At 71.0% G+C, this 14,095-nt stretch carries 12 protein-coding genes; 1 reads left to right on the top strand and 11 read right to left on the bottom strand.

The window, feature by feature from the left end; genetic code table 11:
* Window positions 1–44: 44 nt before the first annotated feature.
* From ACIGAN_RS27660 to ACIGAN_RS27645, 4 genes are all read right to left on the bottom strand, one after another.
* Window positions 45–827 carry a TIGR03936 family radical SAM-associated protein gene (locus ACIGAN_RS27660; RefSeq protein ID WP_399861655.1) on the bottom strand — a complete coding sequence of 261 codons (783 nt, stop codon included), beginning with the start codon at window positions 825–827 and terminating at the stop codon, window positions 45–47.
* Between the two features lie 48 nt (window positions 828–875).
* Window positions 876–2,048, bottom strand: coding sequence for a hypothetical protein (locus tag ACIGAN_RS27655; protein WP_399861652.1), 1,173 nt, complete (start codon window positions 2,046–2,048; stop codon window positions 876–878).
* Window positions 2,049–2,141: 93 nt separating this feature from the next.
* Window positions 2,142–2,372 carry a helix-turn-helix domain-containing protein gene (locus ACIGAN_RS27650; RefSeq protein ID WP_365736883.1) on the bottom strand — a complete coding sequence of 77 codons (231 nt, stop codon included), beginning with the start codon at window positions 2,370–2,372 and terminating at the stop codon, window positions 2,142–2,144.
* Window positions 2,372–2,869 (bottom strand): DUF2975 domain-containing protein, encoded by a 498-nt coding sequence (locus ACIGAN_RS27645; protein WP_399861649.1) that lies wholly within the window; start codon window positions 2,867–2,869, stop codon window positions 2,372–2,374. The genes ACIGAN_RS27650 and ACIGAN_RS27645 overlap by 1 nt, the downstream gene beginning before the upstream one ends.
* Before the next feature lie 157 nt (window positions 2,870–3,026).
* Between ACIGAN_RS27645 and ACIGAN_RS27640 the strand changes: the two genes are divergently transcribed.
* Window positions 3,027–3,716: a GAF and ANTAR domain-containing protein gene (locus ACIGAN_RS27640; protein ID WP_399861646.1), complete on the top strand. Its 690-nt coding sequence runs from the start codon at window positions 3,027–3,029 to the stop codon at window positions 3,714–3,716.
* A gap of 214 nt (window positions 3,717–3,930) precedes the next feature.
* Here ACIGAN_RS27640 and ACIGAN_RS27635 read toward each other — a convergent pair whose 3' ends face one another.
* From ACIGAN_RS27635 to ACIGAN_RS27605, 7 genes are all read right to left on the bottom strand, one after another.
* Window positions 3,931–5,895, bottom strand: a complete 1,965-nt coding sequence (locus ACIGAN_RS27635) for a TIGR03960 family B12-binding radical SAM protein (RefSeq protein ID WP_365736891.1) — start codon at window positions 5,893–5,895, stop codon at window positions 3,931–3,933.
* 88 nt (window positions 5,896–5,983) lie between these two features.
* On the bottom strand, window positions 5,984–7,489 hold the full coding sequence (locus ACIGAN_RS27630) for a CYTH and CHAD domain-containing protein (protein WP_399861643.1): 1,506 nt from the start codon (window positions 7,487–7,489) through the stop codon (window positions 5,984–5,986).
* 55 nt (window positions 7,490–7,544) lie between these two features.
* Window positions 7,545–8,747 carry a rod shape-determining protein RodA gene (gene rodA, locus ACIGAN_RS27625; RefSeq protein WP_399861640.1) on the bottom strand — a complete coding sequence of 401 codons (1,203 nt, stop codon included), beginning with the start codon at window positions 8,745–8,747 and terminating at the stop codon, window positions 7,545–7,547.
* Window positions 8,744–10,990: a penicillin-binding protein 2 gene (mrdA, locus tag ACIGAN_RS27620; RefSeq protein ID WP_365736895.1), complete on the bottom strand. Its 2,247-nt coding sequence runs from the start codon at window positions 10,988–10,990 to the stop codon at window positions 8,744–8,746. Before mrdA ends, rodA begins: the two co-directional genes overlap by 4 nt.
* A 148-nt stretch (window positions 10,991–11,138) precedes the next feature.
* Window positions 11,139–11,813: a rod shape-determining protein MreD gene (gene mreD, locus ACIGAN_RS27615; protein WP_365087901.1), complete on the bottom strand. Its 675-nt coding sequence runs from the start codon at window positions 11,811–11,813 to the stop codon at window positions 11,139–11,141.
* Window positions 11,814–11,826: 13 nt separating this feature from the next.
* Entirely contained in the window at window positions 11,827–12,774 is a 948-nt protein-coding gene (gene mreC, locus ACIGAN_RS27610) for a rod shape-determining protein MreC (protein WP_365087900.1), read from the bottom strand.
* Window positions 12,775–12,918: 144 nt separating this feature from the next.
* Entirely contained in the window at window positions 12,919–13,938 is a 1,020-nt protein-coding gene (locus tag ACIGAN_RS27605) for a rod shape-determining protein (protein WP_006133575.1), read from the bottom strand.
* Between the last annotated feature and the right edge of the window lie 157 nt (window positions 13,939–14,095).

Genomic DNA, 14,095 nt, shown 5'->3' with positions numbered 1-14,095 from the left:
TCCGAGGGCGGCGCTACGACGTCCGTCCCTACGCGGGACCTTCCTTACGCCGGCGCCGTCGCGGTGGCAGGCTGTTCGGCCGTTGAGGGGGCCTGCGCTGCCTCGCGGTCGGGCGCGAGCGGGTCGGTCACCGTGCCGGTCTCTTCATCGAACAGCCCCTGCGCCAGCCTGGTCACCGCTGCGGGGACCGGCGGCGCCAGGTCGGCCACGGCGCGGAGACCGGACAGGACGTCGTCGGGTCGTACGGCAGGCGTCACGTGCCGAACAACCAGCCGCAGTATCGCACAGGGCTGGTCGCTCGGCCTATCAGCCAGCGCACTCTGCGTTTCCGAGAGGTCGCGGACCTCCAGGCTCACGACCGCGGAACGGGCGTCGAACGTGCGCACGCCGTTCTTGGCGAGTCGCTTAACTTCCACGCTCTCCGCCGCGGTGAAGGCGTCCGCCGCCCGGCGGGCCTCCTCCGGCGACACGCCGTCCAGCCGCAGCTCCCACACGGAAGCCGTCAGCCGGTCGGCGAGGCCCGAGGTGCGGGCCTCGACCGCCTCGACGATGTCGAGCCCGGCGGGCAGCGACTCGTCGAGGAGGACCCTGAGCCGCTCCGGGTCGCGGTGCGCGGTGAGCGCGATCTCCAGGTACTCCGCCTCACTGCCCGTGCCGGTGGGTGCGGCATTGGCGTACGACACCTTCGGGTGCGGCGTGAAACCGGCCGAGTAGGCCATCGGCACCTCGGCACGGCGCAACGCACGCTCGAAGGCGCGCTGGAAGTCACGGTGGCTGGTGAACCGGAGGCGGCCGCGCTTGGTGTAGCGCAGTCGGATGCGCTGCACCGCGGGTGCGGGCGGCGGGCCTTCGGGCTGTCGCTTGCCCAGTGTCGTTCAGTCCTTCGTGAGAGCGGTCGTACTGCTACCAAGAGTACGTGCCTCGCGGCCGGAAGGTTCCCTCCGGGCGACCGGCACGGGGCGTCCGGGTTCCCCGAACAGCGTCCGCCGCACGTCGGCGCGGGCCTGCCGTACGGTCTCACGGGCGGCGGCCAGCGCCTGCCGCACGGCCCGTCCGGCACCGCGGGCGGCCTCGGCGGCGGGCCGCCAGACGGTGTCGCGCACGGCGTGCCCGACGGGCGTGAGCACACTGCGGTACACCCAGCGCACCGGTTCGACGAGGATCCACCGCACCAGCGTGCCGAGGAACCGCCCGACGGCGAGCGAGACATGGCCGGCGACACGCCAGGCGTGGCCCAGGGCGTCCCGAACCTCCCGTCCGACGACGGCGAGGACACGGCCCACGGGGGTGAGGACCCAGCGCCACAGGGCGAGCGCGGGCAGCACGAACAGGATCCGCGCTATCCAGTACAGGGCCGCTCCGACGCCGGTGACCACCGTGCCAACCAGCCACGCGAGCCCCCTGCCGCACCACAGCAGGGCGCGTCCGACGGGCGCGAGCACCCAGGCGTACAGGCCGCGGGCCGGCACGACGACGAGGTACCGGACGAGCCACGCCAGGGCCGTCCAGGCGCCGAGCCCGAGCGCGGCCAGTACGGCGCCGATGCCCCTCAGCACCCACATCACCGCGTGCCCGACGGGGGTGAGCAGGTGCGCGTACGCCCAGCCGAGCGCGGTGCCGACGCCCCGCCCGGCCCGGGCGAGCACGTGTCCCAGGGGTGTGAGCACGTACCGGTACGACCAGAGGAGCGGCACCACGACGAGGACGTGGCCGAGCCGGGCGAGACCCTTGCCCAGCGGCACCGCCACGTACCGCCACAGCGCGACGAACGGCCACACCAGCACCACCCGGCCCAGCCACAGCAGGGCCCGGCCGAGCGGCCGCAGCAGGGTGTCGTTCAGGAACCGGCCGGTGACGACGAGCGCGTCCCAGGCCATCCGCACGGGGACGACCAGCACGAGCAAGACGATCCGCACGGGGATCCGGATCGCGACGGTGAGGCACCCCTCGGGCGCCTCGGGCTGCGGCCGGGCGGGCGGCCCGGCCGGACGGGTGCGCGCAGCGACCCGCGGTGCGCAACCCTCACGGGGCGCTTTCTCCAGATCCATACCGCCGAAGACGCGTCAGCGCCCCGTCCGGATCCCGTTCGCACGGTCCAGTCCCGTCCGGGCCGGGATCACCCGCGCGCCGCGGCACACCCCTCAGGACTCGGCGCCGGAGGCGTCCCCGTCCGCCTCGAAGCGCAGCAGCTCACCCGGCTGGCACTCCAGCACCTCGCAGAGCGCGGCCAGGGTGGAGAAGCGGACCGCCCTGGCACGGCCGTTCTTGAGGACGGCCAGGTTGGCCGGGGTGATGCCGACCCGTTCGGCGAGTTCGCCCACGGACATCTTCCGCTTCGCCAGCATCACGTCGATGTCGACGGCGATCGGCATCAGATGACCTCTTCCAGCTCGGCCCGCATCCGGGCCGCCTCGACGTCGCGGGCGACGGCCTGCGCCAGCAGCATCCGCAACACCAGCACGACCAGCGCGACTCCCAGCACGGCCACGCCGACCCCGCCCAGCAGGAGCACCACCCCGGGCGCGACGGCGTCGCCCGGCGCGAGCACGGCCCCGAGCGCGAACACCAGGCAGGCGGCCGTCACGAACGCGCCGATCACGAGGTGCACGTAGCGGAAGGCGCCGGTCGAGAACACCGTCCCGCGCCGCACCATGGTCAGCAGCCGCCACACGCAGACGAGGACGACCTGGGCGGTCACGATGCCCAGCACCAGGATCACCAGCACCGGCGTGCGCAGCTGGGCGTGCTCGGGCTCCAGTGCGTTCATGTCGATCGCCAGCAGCGGGACCATCACGCCCTGCACGAACAGCGAACCGGCCAGCAGCACCACCAGCACCGCACGCAACGCGATCACGGCCGGCTTCCCCATCCCCACTCCCCGCTCTCCCCACGTTCCCAATCGTTCCACGATAGGAAGTTATCGATATTCGATAGGCCTGGCAACTGGCCGTCCCTCCGGAGGCGTGCGACCCGTGACAGCGTGGCAAGAGGCATCCAGGCCGGTACCCGGACCGAGGAGGACGACGGTGGACTGGCGCGTGTTCGCACAGGAGATGGCCTCCATGGCGCGGGACCTGCTCGCCCAGGACTCGGTCGAGGCCACGCTGGGGCAGATCACCCACGCGGCCGTCGAGCTGGTCTCCGGGTGCGACGCGGCCGGCATCCTGCTGCTGCGCGGCAGGACCGTGGAGTCGCTCGCCCCGACCCACGACCTGGTGGTGGAGAGCGACCGGCTCCAGGAACGCCTCGGCGAGGGCCCCTGCTTCGACGCGGCCCGCACCAGCACCGGTGAACGGGTGTTCCGCATCGCCGATCTCACCGCCGGGCGCTCCCGCTGGCCGGCCTACGCCGCCCGGGCCGAGGACCTGGGCATCGGCAGCATGATGGGCTTCCTGCTGTACACCGAGGACGAGGACCTCGGCGCGCTCAACCTGTACTCCCACCGGCCCGGATCCTTCTCCGAGGACGGCGAGACCGCCGGCTGGCTGCTGGCCTCGCACGCCGCCGTCGCCTTCTCCAGCGCCCGCAGCCACGCCCAGCTGGAGCAGGCCATCGCCACCCGGCACGTCATCGGCGAGGCGATGGGCATCCTCATGGGCAGCCACCGCCTCACCGAGGAGCAGGCCTTCGACGTCCTGCGCCGCTTCTCCCAGGAGCACAACATCAAGCTCCGGGAGGTCGCCCGCCGGGTGTGCGAACACGGCGGACTGAGTTGACGGTTCCCCCAGCACATGTTCTGAACTGGGGGAACCTGACGGGGCCGGCCCCCCGGGGGAGCGCCACCGACTCCGCCTCCTCAGCGGGTCCCCCGGGACCGGGGTGTCTCACCCGTCGTTCGGCGGCGGAAAAGCGCCGCCGAGGGCCCGGCGCCCCCGGCGCCCCCAACAGTGAGCCCCCTCCGCAGCGGAGGGGGCTCGACCGGTTTTCCTGTCAGTGCGCGTGCCCGCTCGGTGCCGGTGCGGCGTTCTTGACCGTCAGGGGCAGCAGCTTCTTGCCCGTCGGGCCGATCTGGATGTGGGTGTCCATCTGCGGGCACACCCCGCAGTCGAAGCACGGCGTCCAGCGGCAGTCCTCGACCTCCGTCTCGTCGAGGGCGTCCTGCCAGTCCTCCCAGAGCCAGTCCTTGTCCAGGCCCGAGTCGAGGTGGTCCCAGGGCAGGACCTCCTCGTAGGTGCGCTCACGGGTGGTGTACCAGTCGACGTCCACCCCGAACGGCTCCAGCGCCTTGTCCGCGCACGCCATCCAGCGGTCGTAGGAGAAGTGCTCGCGCCAGCCGTCGAAGCGGCCGCCGTCCTCGTACACCGCGCGGATGACCGCACCGATGCGGCGGTCGCCGCGGGAGAGCAGGCCCTCGACGATGCCGGGCTTGCCGTCGTGGTAGCGGAAGCCGATGGAGCGGCCGTACTTCTTGTCGCCGCGGATCTTGTCCCGGAGCTTGGCCAGGCGGGCGTCGGTCTCCTCGGCGGACAGCTGCGGGGCCCACTGGAAGGGCGTGTGCGGCTTGGGGACGAAACCGCCGATCGAGACCGTGCAGCGGATGTCGTTGGAGCCGGAGACCTCGCGGCCCTTCTGGATGACGCGCGTGGCCATGTCGGCGATCTGGAGCACGTCGTCGTCGGTCTCCGTCGGCAGGCCGCACATGAAGTACAGCTTCACCTGACGCCAGCCGTTGCCGTAGGCGGTCGCGACCGTGCGGATCAGGTCCTCTTCCGAGACCATCTTGTTGATGACCTTGCGGATGCGCTCCGAGCCGCCCTCGGGAGCGAAGGTCAGGCCCGAACGGCGGCCGTTGCGGGTCAGCTCGTTGGCCAGGTCGATGTTGAAGGCGTCCACCCGGGTCGACGGCAGCGACAAGCCGATCTTGTCGTCCTCGTAGCGGTCGGCCAGGCCCTTGGCGATGTCGCCGATCTCGCTGTGGTCCGCGGAGGACAGCGACAGCAGGCCGACCTCCTCGAAGCCGGTCGCCTTCAGGCCCTTCTCCACCATGTCGCCGATGCCGGTGATGGACCGCTCGCGGACCGGGCGCGTGATCATGCCGGCCTGGCAGAAGCGGCAGCCGCGCGTGCAGCCGCGGAAGATCTCCACCGACATGCGCTCGTGCACCGTCTCGGCCAGCGGGACCAGCGGCTGCTTGGGGTACGGCCACTCGTCCAGGTCCATGACGGTGTGCTTGGACACCCGCCACGGGACACCGCTGCGCTTGGGCACCACGCGGGCGATACGGCCGTCCGGCAGGTACTCGACGTCGTAGAAGCCGGGCACGTACACCCCGCCCGTCTTCGCCAGGCGGAACAGCAGTTCCTCGCGGCCGCCCGGGCGGCCCTCGGCCTTCCAGGCGCGGACGATCGCGGTGATCTCCAGGACGGCCTGCTCGCCGTCGCCGATCACGGCGCAGTCGATGAAGTCCGCGATCGGCTCGGGGTTGAACGCGGCGTGCCCGCCGGCCAGGACGATCGGGTCGTCCAGGCCGCGGTCCTTCGACTCCAGCGGGATGCCCGCCAGGTCCAGGGCGGCCAGCATGTTCGTGTAGCCGAGCTCGGTGGAGAAGGACAGGCCGAGCACGTCGAACGCCTTCACCGGCCGGTGGCTGTCGACCGTGAACTGGGGGACGCCGTGCTCGCGCATCAGCTCCTCCAGGTCCGGCCAGACGCTGTACGTGCGCTCGGCGAGGACGCCCTGCTGCTCGTTCAGGACCTCGTACAGGATCTGGACGCCCTGGTTGGGCAGGCCGACCTCGTAGGCGTCCGGGTACATGAGCGCCCAGCGGACGTCACAGGACTCCCAGTCCTTGACCGTGGAGTTGAGCTCTCCGCCGACGTACTGGATCGGCTTCTGCACATGCGGGAGCAGAGCTTCGAGCTGCGGGAACACCGACGCAGCGACTTCGGCAGGCATGTCGCGCACCTTCGTGGGCTGGACTGAACTGACAGGGGTGACCATCCAGCCTAACGCGGCCGCGGAGCACCTCCGTACGCCCCGAGGCTCACAGGCCCGCCGCCGAGCCCTTGATCTCCTTCCACAGCCCGGGCAGCTCGGCCTCCGTGCGCAGGGCGCGCTGCTCCTCTCGCTCGTGGAGCAGGCCGTAGGTGAAGGCGCTCTCGCCCGCCGCGTGGGCGACCGCCGACAGCTCGCGCAGGGTCTGCCGGGCCATCACGCTGTCCTGGTGCTCGCCGAGCAGCTTCTGCAGCGACTTCATGGCCTTCAGCACGGTCGTGGCGGGCTTGCCGAGGGCCGGCTCGGCCACCTCGGCGGCGTAGCGGGCGCGCTTGGCCTTCTTGCGGGCCTCGTGCACGGCGACGTCCCGTTCGGTGCCGGGCTCCAGCTCCAGCGCCCGCTCGACCAGCCGGGACACCTTGCGGACGTCCTTCTTCACCGCGTCGGCGAGCGGTGTGCCGGGCTTCTTCCCGGCCGCCTTCAGCAGCGGCGGTGCGGCGATCAGCGCGTCCAGGGTGTCGAGCAGGGCGAGGTGGCGGCGGGAGTCCAGGACGCCGAGGAGCCGGCCGCGGGCCGTGTGGTGCTCGGCGCTCGACCAGTGGCGCAGCCGCTCGGCCACGGGGCCGCGGACCAGGCCGTCGGGCACCTCGCTCAGGGCCGCCGTCAGCCGTTCGGCCAGCACCTCGCGGTCACGGTCCAGGCCCAGCTCCCCGGCCAGCCACTTCAGCTCGTCGGCGATCGGGTCGGTGACGGCCCGGTCGAGGATGCCCCGGAAGGACGTAAAGGTGCTGCGCAGCCGCCGGGTGGCCACGCGCATGCCGTGCACGGCGTCCTCGGCGTCCCGGCGGACGGCCGGGTCCAGCGCGACGATCGCGTCGCGTTGTTCGCGTACGTAGGCGAGCACGTGGTCGCCGGCGGTCACCGGCTCCCCGGCGTCCGCGGACGGGCGCCGCTTCCCGGGCGCGGTCTCCGCCAGGGCCCGTGCCAGCTTGGACGCGGATTTCGACGGCCGCACCCCGGCCTTGCGCAGCCGCTTCTCGACCCGGTCGAGGAAGGCCGGGTCGCCCCCGTCGGCGAGTTCGACCTCCAGCTCGGTCCACCGCGCCTCGCCCCCGCCGGCCGTGAGCCGCTCGGCGTGCACGGCGTCCACGCTGACCTCGGCGAGCAGCCGACCGCCGGCGTCGACGAGGTGCCGTACATCGCGCTCGGAGCGCAGCCGGACCAGGGGGACCAGCTCGGCGTCGCGGACGCGGGAGCGGACGAGCCCGGCGAGTTCGCCGGGGAGGGTGTCGGAGAGCGGGGCGCGGATCTCGTCCCGGGTGTCCGGGCCGACCGGGAACTTCAGGTGCCAGCCCGCGTCCGAGCCGCCGGTGCGGCGGCGCAGGGTGACGGCCGTCGCGGCGAGGCGCTCGTCGGCCGTGTCGTAGTAGGTGGCGTCGAGCTGGGCCACCCCCCGGTCGACCACGTTCGCGACCCCGGCCACACCGGTCAGGTCCGGCAGCCCGCCGTCTGTGGCCTCGTACTTCCGCTCGATCTCACGCTTGGTGTCCGCCATGAACCGAATCTAGTCGGACGGGGCGCGGGGCGGCAGAGGGCCACCCCGCGCCGTGTCATGCCGACAGCGGCCGCTGCACCCGGATCGACTGCAGCAGTCCCACCGCTATCCACACGGCGAACATCGAGGAGCCGCCGTAGGAGACGAACGGCAGCGGCAGGCCCGTGACCGGCATGATGCCGAGGGTCATGCCGATGTTCTCGAACGTCTGGAAGGCGAACCAGGCGACGATGCCGGCGGCCACGATCGTGCCGTACAGGTCGGTCGTCTCCCGGGCGATCCGGCAGGCCCGCCACAGCACGATGCCGAGCAGCAGGATGATCAGCCCGCCGCCGAGGAAGCCCAGCTCCTCCCCCGCCACCGTGAAGACGAAGTCCGTCTGCTGCTCGGGCACGAACTGGCCGGTGGTCTGCGAGCCGTGGAAGAGGCCGGAGCCGGTCAGTCCGCCGGAGCCGATGGCGATGCGGGCCTGGTTGGTGTTGTAGCCGACGCCGGCCGGGTCGAGCTCGGGGTTGGCGAAGGCGGCGAAGCGGGCGATCTGGTAGTCGTCGAGCACTCCGAGCTGCCAGATGGCGATCGCGCCGGTCGCGCCCGCGCCGAGCAGGCCGAACACCCACCGGTTGGTGGCGCCGGAGGCGAGCAGCACGCCGAGCACGATGATGACCATGACCATGACCGACCCGAGGTCGGGCATGAGCATCACGATCAGCATGGGCACGGCGGCCAGGCCGAGTGCCTGCACGACCGTGCGGTGGTCGGGGTACTGCTTGTCGCCCGCGTCGACCCGGGCCGCCAGCAGCATCGCCATGCCCAGGATGATCGTGACCTTCACGAACTCCGAGGGCTGGAGCGAGAAGCCGCCGGGGAGCTTGATCCAGGAGTGGGCGCCGTTGATCGTCGAGCCGAGCGGGGTGAGCACCAGCAGGATCAGCAGCACCGAGAAGCCGTACAGGATCGGCACGGCCGTGCGCAGGGCGCGGTGGCCGAGCCAGACCGTGCCGGCCATCAGGGCGAGGCCGATGCCGGTGTTCAGCAGGTGCCGGACGAGGAAGTAGTACGGGTCGCCCTGGTTGAGCTCGGTGCGGTTGCGGGTGGCCGAGTAGACCAGCAGCGTGCCCATCAGGGACAGGGCCAAGGCCGACAGCAGGATCGGCCAGTCGAGCCGTCGTGCCACCGAGTCGCGGGCCAGCAGCCGTGTCCAGCCGGAGCGCTCGGGCCCGTAGCCGGAGACCTGGAAGCTGTTCACACCGCCGGTCATGTCGGCATCCTCCGGCTTCCCCGCCGGCGCCGGCGCCTTCGGGTGTCGCGGTTCTCGGGCGTGGGCGGGGCCGCCGTCGCCGGCTGGAGCGGGTCGGCCGGGGCGTTGGGGTCCTTCTTGTTCGCCTGCTGGTCCTTGGCCGGGTCCTTGGACAGCTTCGGGGAGGCGATCGTGCCGTCGGCCTTCACCTTCGGGAGGGTCTTCTGCGGCGTGGGCAGCAGGGCCTTCTTCGGGTCGATGTCGCCGTCCGGGGAGACGCCGTACAGCGCGTTGTAGATGTTGCGCACGGCCGGACCCGAGGCGCCGGAGCCCGTACCACCCTGGGAGATCGTCATGACGACCGCGTAGTCCTTGGTGTACGTGGCGAACCAGGAGGTCGTCTGCTTGCCGTAGACCTCGGCCGTACCCGTCTTGGCGTGCATCGGGATCTTGTCCTGCGGCCAGCCGCCGAACCTCCAGGCGGCCGTACCGCGGGTGGCGACTCCCGCGAGGGCATCGCTTATCTCGCTGCGCGTCTTCTGGCTCATGGGGAGCTTGCCGTGCGCCTGGGGCTTGATCGGCGTGACGGTCTTGCCGTCGGCGCTGATGACGGCCTTGCCGACGGAGGGCGTGTACATCGTGCCGCCGTTGGAGATGGCGGCGTAGATGGTGGCCATCTGGATCGGTGTGACGAGCGTGTCGCCCTGGCCGATGGAGTAGTTGACGGAGTCACCGGCGCGCAGGCGGTTGCCTTCGAGGCAGTTCTCGTAGGCGATCTTCTCGGCGTAGCTGCCGTTGCGCTTGCCGGTGCGGCACCAGGCGTCCTTGTTGGCCTTCCAGTAGTCCAGCTTCCACTGGCGGTCGGGGACGCGGCCGGTGACCTCGTTGGGCAGGTCGATGCCGGTTTCCTTGCCGAGGCCGAACTGGTGGGCGGTCTTGTAGAACCAGTCGTTGGCGTTCTTCTTCGGCTTGGTGCCGCCGTCGCGCTTCCACTCCTCGTGGGAGAGGCGGTAGAAGACCGTGTCGCAGGAGACCTCCAGGGCGCGGCCGAGGCTGATCGCCCCGTAGCCCTTGGACTCGAAGTTCTTGAAGACCTGACCGCCGATGGAGTACGAACTGGAGCACTCGTAGGGGCCGTTGAAGGAGTAGCCGGCGTTGACCGCGGCGGCGGTCGGGATGACCTTGAAGATGGAGCCGGGCGCCGACTGGCCCTGGATGGCGCGGTTGAGCAGCGGGTAGTTGGACTTCTTGCCGGTGAGCCGGGCGTAGTCCTTGGCGGAGATGCCGCCCACCCAGGCGTTCGGGTCGTACGTCGGGTTCGACGCCATGGCGACGACGCGGCCGGTCTTGGCCTCCATGACGACGACGGCGCCGGAGTCGGCCTTGTAGTTCGTGCCCGTGTTGCGGTCGTGCTCCTTGCGGGCCTGCTTCATGGCCTCGTTCAGCTCGTACTCGGCGATCCGCTGGACGCGGGCGTCGATGCTGGTGACGAGGTTGTCGCCGGGGTGGGCGGGGTCGGCCTCGGCCTGGCCGATGACGCGGCCGAGGTTGTCGACCTCGTAGCGCGTGACGCCGGCCTTGCCGCGCAGCTGCTTGTCGTACTGGCGCTCCAGGCCGGAGCGGCCGACCTGGTCGGAGCGCAGGTACGGCGAGTCGGTGTTCTGCGCCTTCTTGATCTCCTCGTCGGTGACCGGGGAGAGGTAGCCGAGGACCTGGGCGGTGTTGGCCTTGCCCGGGCTGGGGTAGCGGCGCACGGCCTGGGGCTCGGCGGTGATGCCGGGGAAGTCCTCGGCGCGCTCGCGGATCTGCAGGGCCTGCTTGGGCGTGGCCTCGTCGGTGATGGGGATGGGCTGGTAGGGCGAGCCGTTCCAGCAGGGCTGGGGCGTCTTGGCGTCGCACAGCCGGACCTTCTCCATGACCTCCTTGGGGGTCATGCCCAGGACGCCGGCGAGCTTGGTGAGGACCTCCTTGCCGTCGTCCTTCATCTTCAGCAGGTCCGTGCGGGAGGCGGAGACCACCAGACGCGTCTCGTTGTCGGCGAGGGCCACACCGCGCGCGTCCAGGATGGAGCCGCGCACGGCGGGCTGGACCACCTGCTGGACGTGGTTGCCCGACGCCTCCTTGGCGTAGGCCGCGCCCTCACGGATCTGGAGGTACCACAGGCGTCCGCCGAGGGTGAGCAGGAGGGAGAGGACCAGGACCTGAATGACGACGAGCCGGATCTGGACCCGTGGGTTCCGCCCGGTCTCGGGAATGTTGGTCACTGCGGCTGCCTCCCCCTCTCCCTGCGTGTACGGATGTGCGAGTACGACGGTCCGTCCGCACACGTGTGTGCGGTGACGTGTGGGGAACGAAGGGCGCCCGCGCCGGCGTTCCTGCCGGACCGCCCCGTTCCGGTGAACTTCCCGGGCTTCACAGCCGCTTGACCCCCTTGATGCGCCCGGCCCGCGCCATCCGGGCCCGGGCCGCCTTCACCCGCAGCCCGTTGCGCTGGCTGCCGATCTTCAGGCCGGTGCCGCCGGCGAGCCAGCCGGAGGAGATGTCCGTGGCCTTGGCGGCGGCCGACGTGGACTCGGCGAGCGGATCGTTCTCGGCGCGCCGGGCCAGGGCCATCACCCCGGGCACCACGAACGGGGCGAGCAGCAGGTCGTACAGGGCGGCCGTGAACAGCAGGCTGCCCAGGCCCACATGGCGGGCGGCGGTGTCCCCGACGAGGGCCCCGACCCCGGCGTACAGCAGGGTCGAACCGACCGCGGCGGCGACCACCACGACCATCGGGCCGGTCGCGGACTTCAGCTGGCCGGTCTCGGGCTTCACCAGGCCCGCGAGATAGCCGATGACGCACAGCACCAGGGCGTACCGCCCGGCGGCGTGGTCGGCGGGCGGCGCCAGGTCGGCGAGCAGACCCGCGCCGAAGCCGACGAGGGCCCCGCCGACGTGCCCGTACACCAGCGCCAGGCCCAGGACGGTGAGCAGCAGCAGGTCGGGCACCGCGCCCGGCAGGTGCAGGCGGGCGAGGACGCTCACCTGGATCACCAGGGCGACGACGACCAGGGCGGAGGAGAGCAGGATCCGGTTGACGCGCATGGGGTGACAGCTCCTACTGCTCTTGCTGGTTCTGGCCGTCCACGGGGGCCCCGGCGGACGGCGTCACGGTCACCGTCACCGTCGGCCTCGGGGTCGGCTTGGGCTTGGGCGGGAGCACCGTGTCACGCGGGTCCTTCTTCGGGGACTCGACCACGACACCGACGATGTCGAGCTTGCTGAAGGCGACGTACGGCGTGACGTACAGCGTGCGGGTCAGGCCGCCGCCGGAGGGGTCGACACGGGAGACCACGCCGACCGGCACGCCGGGCACGAACGGCCGGTCGGCCTGCGAGCCGAAGGTGACCAGACGGTCGCCCTTCTTCACCTCGGCCTTGCCGTTGAGGAGTTCCACGCGCAGCGGGCGGTCGCCCTGCCCGGAGGCGAAGCCGAGTTCGTCACCGGACTCCATGCGGGTGCCGACCGTGAAGTCGGGGTCGCTGGCGAGCAGCACCGTGGCGGTGTTCGGCCCGACGGTGGTCACGCGGCCGACGAGCCCGTCCCCGTTGAGGACGGTCATGTCGCGCTTGATGCCGTCGTTGGCGCCGACGTCGATGGTGATGGTCCAGGAGAAGCCCTGCGCCGCGCCGATGGCGATGACCTCGGCGCCCTTGATGCCGTACTGGCCCTGCCCGGCGACCTTCAGCATCTTGTCGAGCTGCTTGAGGCGGCTGCGGGCGCGGTCGTCGCTGCCCAGGCGGGCCTTCAGGGCGGCGTTCTCCTGCTCCAGCGCGGCGAGGCGGTCGTGCCGTTCGCCGGAGTCGCGGATCGCGGAGACCGCGTTGCCCACCGGGTCGACCGCGGACGACACGCCGCTCTCGATCGGGCCGAAGACCGTCGCCGCGGCCTGCCGGGCGCCGTCGACGGGCGAGTCCTCCCCACCGCGGATGTCCACCGTGATCAACGCGAACGCGATGGCGATCAGCAGCACCAGGAGCAGCCGGCTCTCTCGTGTGTCCCTCACGTGCGGCGGCCGTGCCCTTCCTCATAGGAATTCGGGAAGCCCCAGGGAATACCGAGGGGCTGCTTTACGGGAGCTTATGCCTCTATATCAACGATCCGCCGTACGAGAGGAGATCGTCCCGTACGGCGGAATCGAAGAGTTATGTCATCTGCGCGGCTGGGCGTCCAGCACCTGCTGCAGCGCCTCGAACTCCTCGACGCACTTTCCGGATCCGAGCGCCACGCTGTCCAGGGGGTCCTCGGCGATGTGGATCGGCATGCCCGTCTCCCGGCGCAGCCGCTCGTCCAGGCCCCGCAGCAGCGCCCCGCCGCCGGTCAGAACGATTCCTCGGTCCATGATGTCGCCGGACAGCTCCGGCGGGCACTTGTCGAGGGTCGTCTTGACGGCGTCGACGATGGCGTTGACCGGTTCCTCGATCGCCTTGCGGACCTCGGCCGCGGAGATGACGACGGTCTTCGGCAGGCCGGAGACCAGGTCCCTGCCGCGGATTTCGGTGTGCTCGTCGGTGTCGAGGTCGTACGCCGAACCGATCGTGATCTTGATCTGTTCGGCCGTCCGCTCACCCAGCAGGAGCGAGTACTCCTTCTTGATGTGCTGGATGATCGCGTTGTCCAGTTCGTCGCCGGCCACCCGGATGGACTGGGCGGTGACGATGCCGCCGAGGGAGATGACCGCGACCTCCGTCGTACCGCCGCCGATGTCGACCACCATGTTGCCCGTGGCCTCGTGGACCGGCAGGCCGGAGCCGATGGCCGCGGCCATGGGCTCCTCGATGATGTGCACCTGGCGGGCGCCGGCCTGGGACGACGCCTCGATGACGGCACGGCGCTCGACGCCCGTGATGCCCGACGGCACACAGACGACGACCCGCGGACGAGCCAGATACCGCCGCTTGTGGATCTTCAGGATGAAGTAGCGGAGCATCCGCTCGGTGATCTCGAAGTCGGCGATCACGCCGTCCTTCAGCGGACGAACGGCAACGATGTTGCCGGGCGTGCGCCCGATCATCTTCTTCGCTTCGGCGCCGACCGCGAGGATGCCACCGGTGTTGGTGTTGATCGCGACGACGGACGGCTCGTTGAGTACGATCCCGCGACCCCTGACGTACACCAGCGTGTTGGCGGTCCCGAGGTCGACAGCCATGTCACGGCCGATGAACGACATTGAGTTCCCCATCAGGATTCGTCTGGCCTTCCCATGAGCTTTTGAGGGCTTTTCAGGTCGGCAAAGGTGGGTGCTGTGACGTGAAGGCTTCCATGGTAGACGCGCCTTCGCGAACACTGCGGGAGGGTCTCCGCCATTGTCAGCAGATGCCGTGCGG

This window comes from Streptomyces sp. NPDC085931, assembly GCF_044540565.1.
Taxonomy (GTDB): Bacteria; Actinomycetota; Actinomycetes; order Streptomycetales; family Streptomycetaceae; genus Streptomyces.
This window is presented reverse-complemented; position numbering and strand designations above follow the sequence as displayed.

What these genes read in the sequence shown, in the direction of transcription:
- ACIGAN_RS27655 (WP_399861652.1), bottom strand. Translation starts at nt 2,048, where the DNA reads ATGGATCTGGAGAAAGCGCCCCGTGAGGGTTGCGCACCGCGGGTCGCT.
- ACIGAN_RS27605 (WP_006133575.1), bottom strand. Translation starts at nt 13,938, where the DNA reads ATGTCGTTCATCGGCCGTGACATGGCTGTCGACCTCGGGACCGCCAAC.
- ACIGAN_RS27635 (WP_365736891.1), bottom strand. Translation starts at nt 5,895, where the DNA reads ATGCCTGCCGAAGTCGCTGCGTCGGTGTTCCCGCAGCTCGAAGCTCTG.
- ACIGAN_RS27630 (WP_399861643.1), bottom strand. Translation starts at nt 7,489, where the DNA reads ATGGCGGACACCAAGCGTGAGATCGAGCGGAAGTACGAGGCCACAGAC.
- ACIGAN_RS27650 (WP_365736883.1), bottom strand. Translation starts at nt 2,372, where the DNA reads ATGCCGATCGCCGTCGACATCGACGTGATGCTGGCGAAGCGGAAGATG.
- mreD (WP_365087901.1), bottom strand. Translation starts at nt 11,813, where the DNA reads ATGCGCGTCAACCGGATCCTGCTCTCCTCCGCCCTGGTCGTCGTCGCC.
- rodA (WP_399861640.1), bottom strand. Translation starts at nt 8,747, where the DNA reads ATGACCGGCGGTGTGAACAGCTTCCAGGTCTCCGGCTACGGGCCCGAG.
- ACIGAN_RS27645 (WP_399861649.1), bottom strand. Translation starts at nt 2,869, where the DNA reads ATGGGGAAGCCGGCCGTGATCGCGTTGCGTGCGGTGCTGGTGGTGCTG.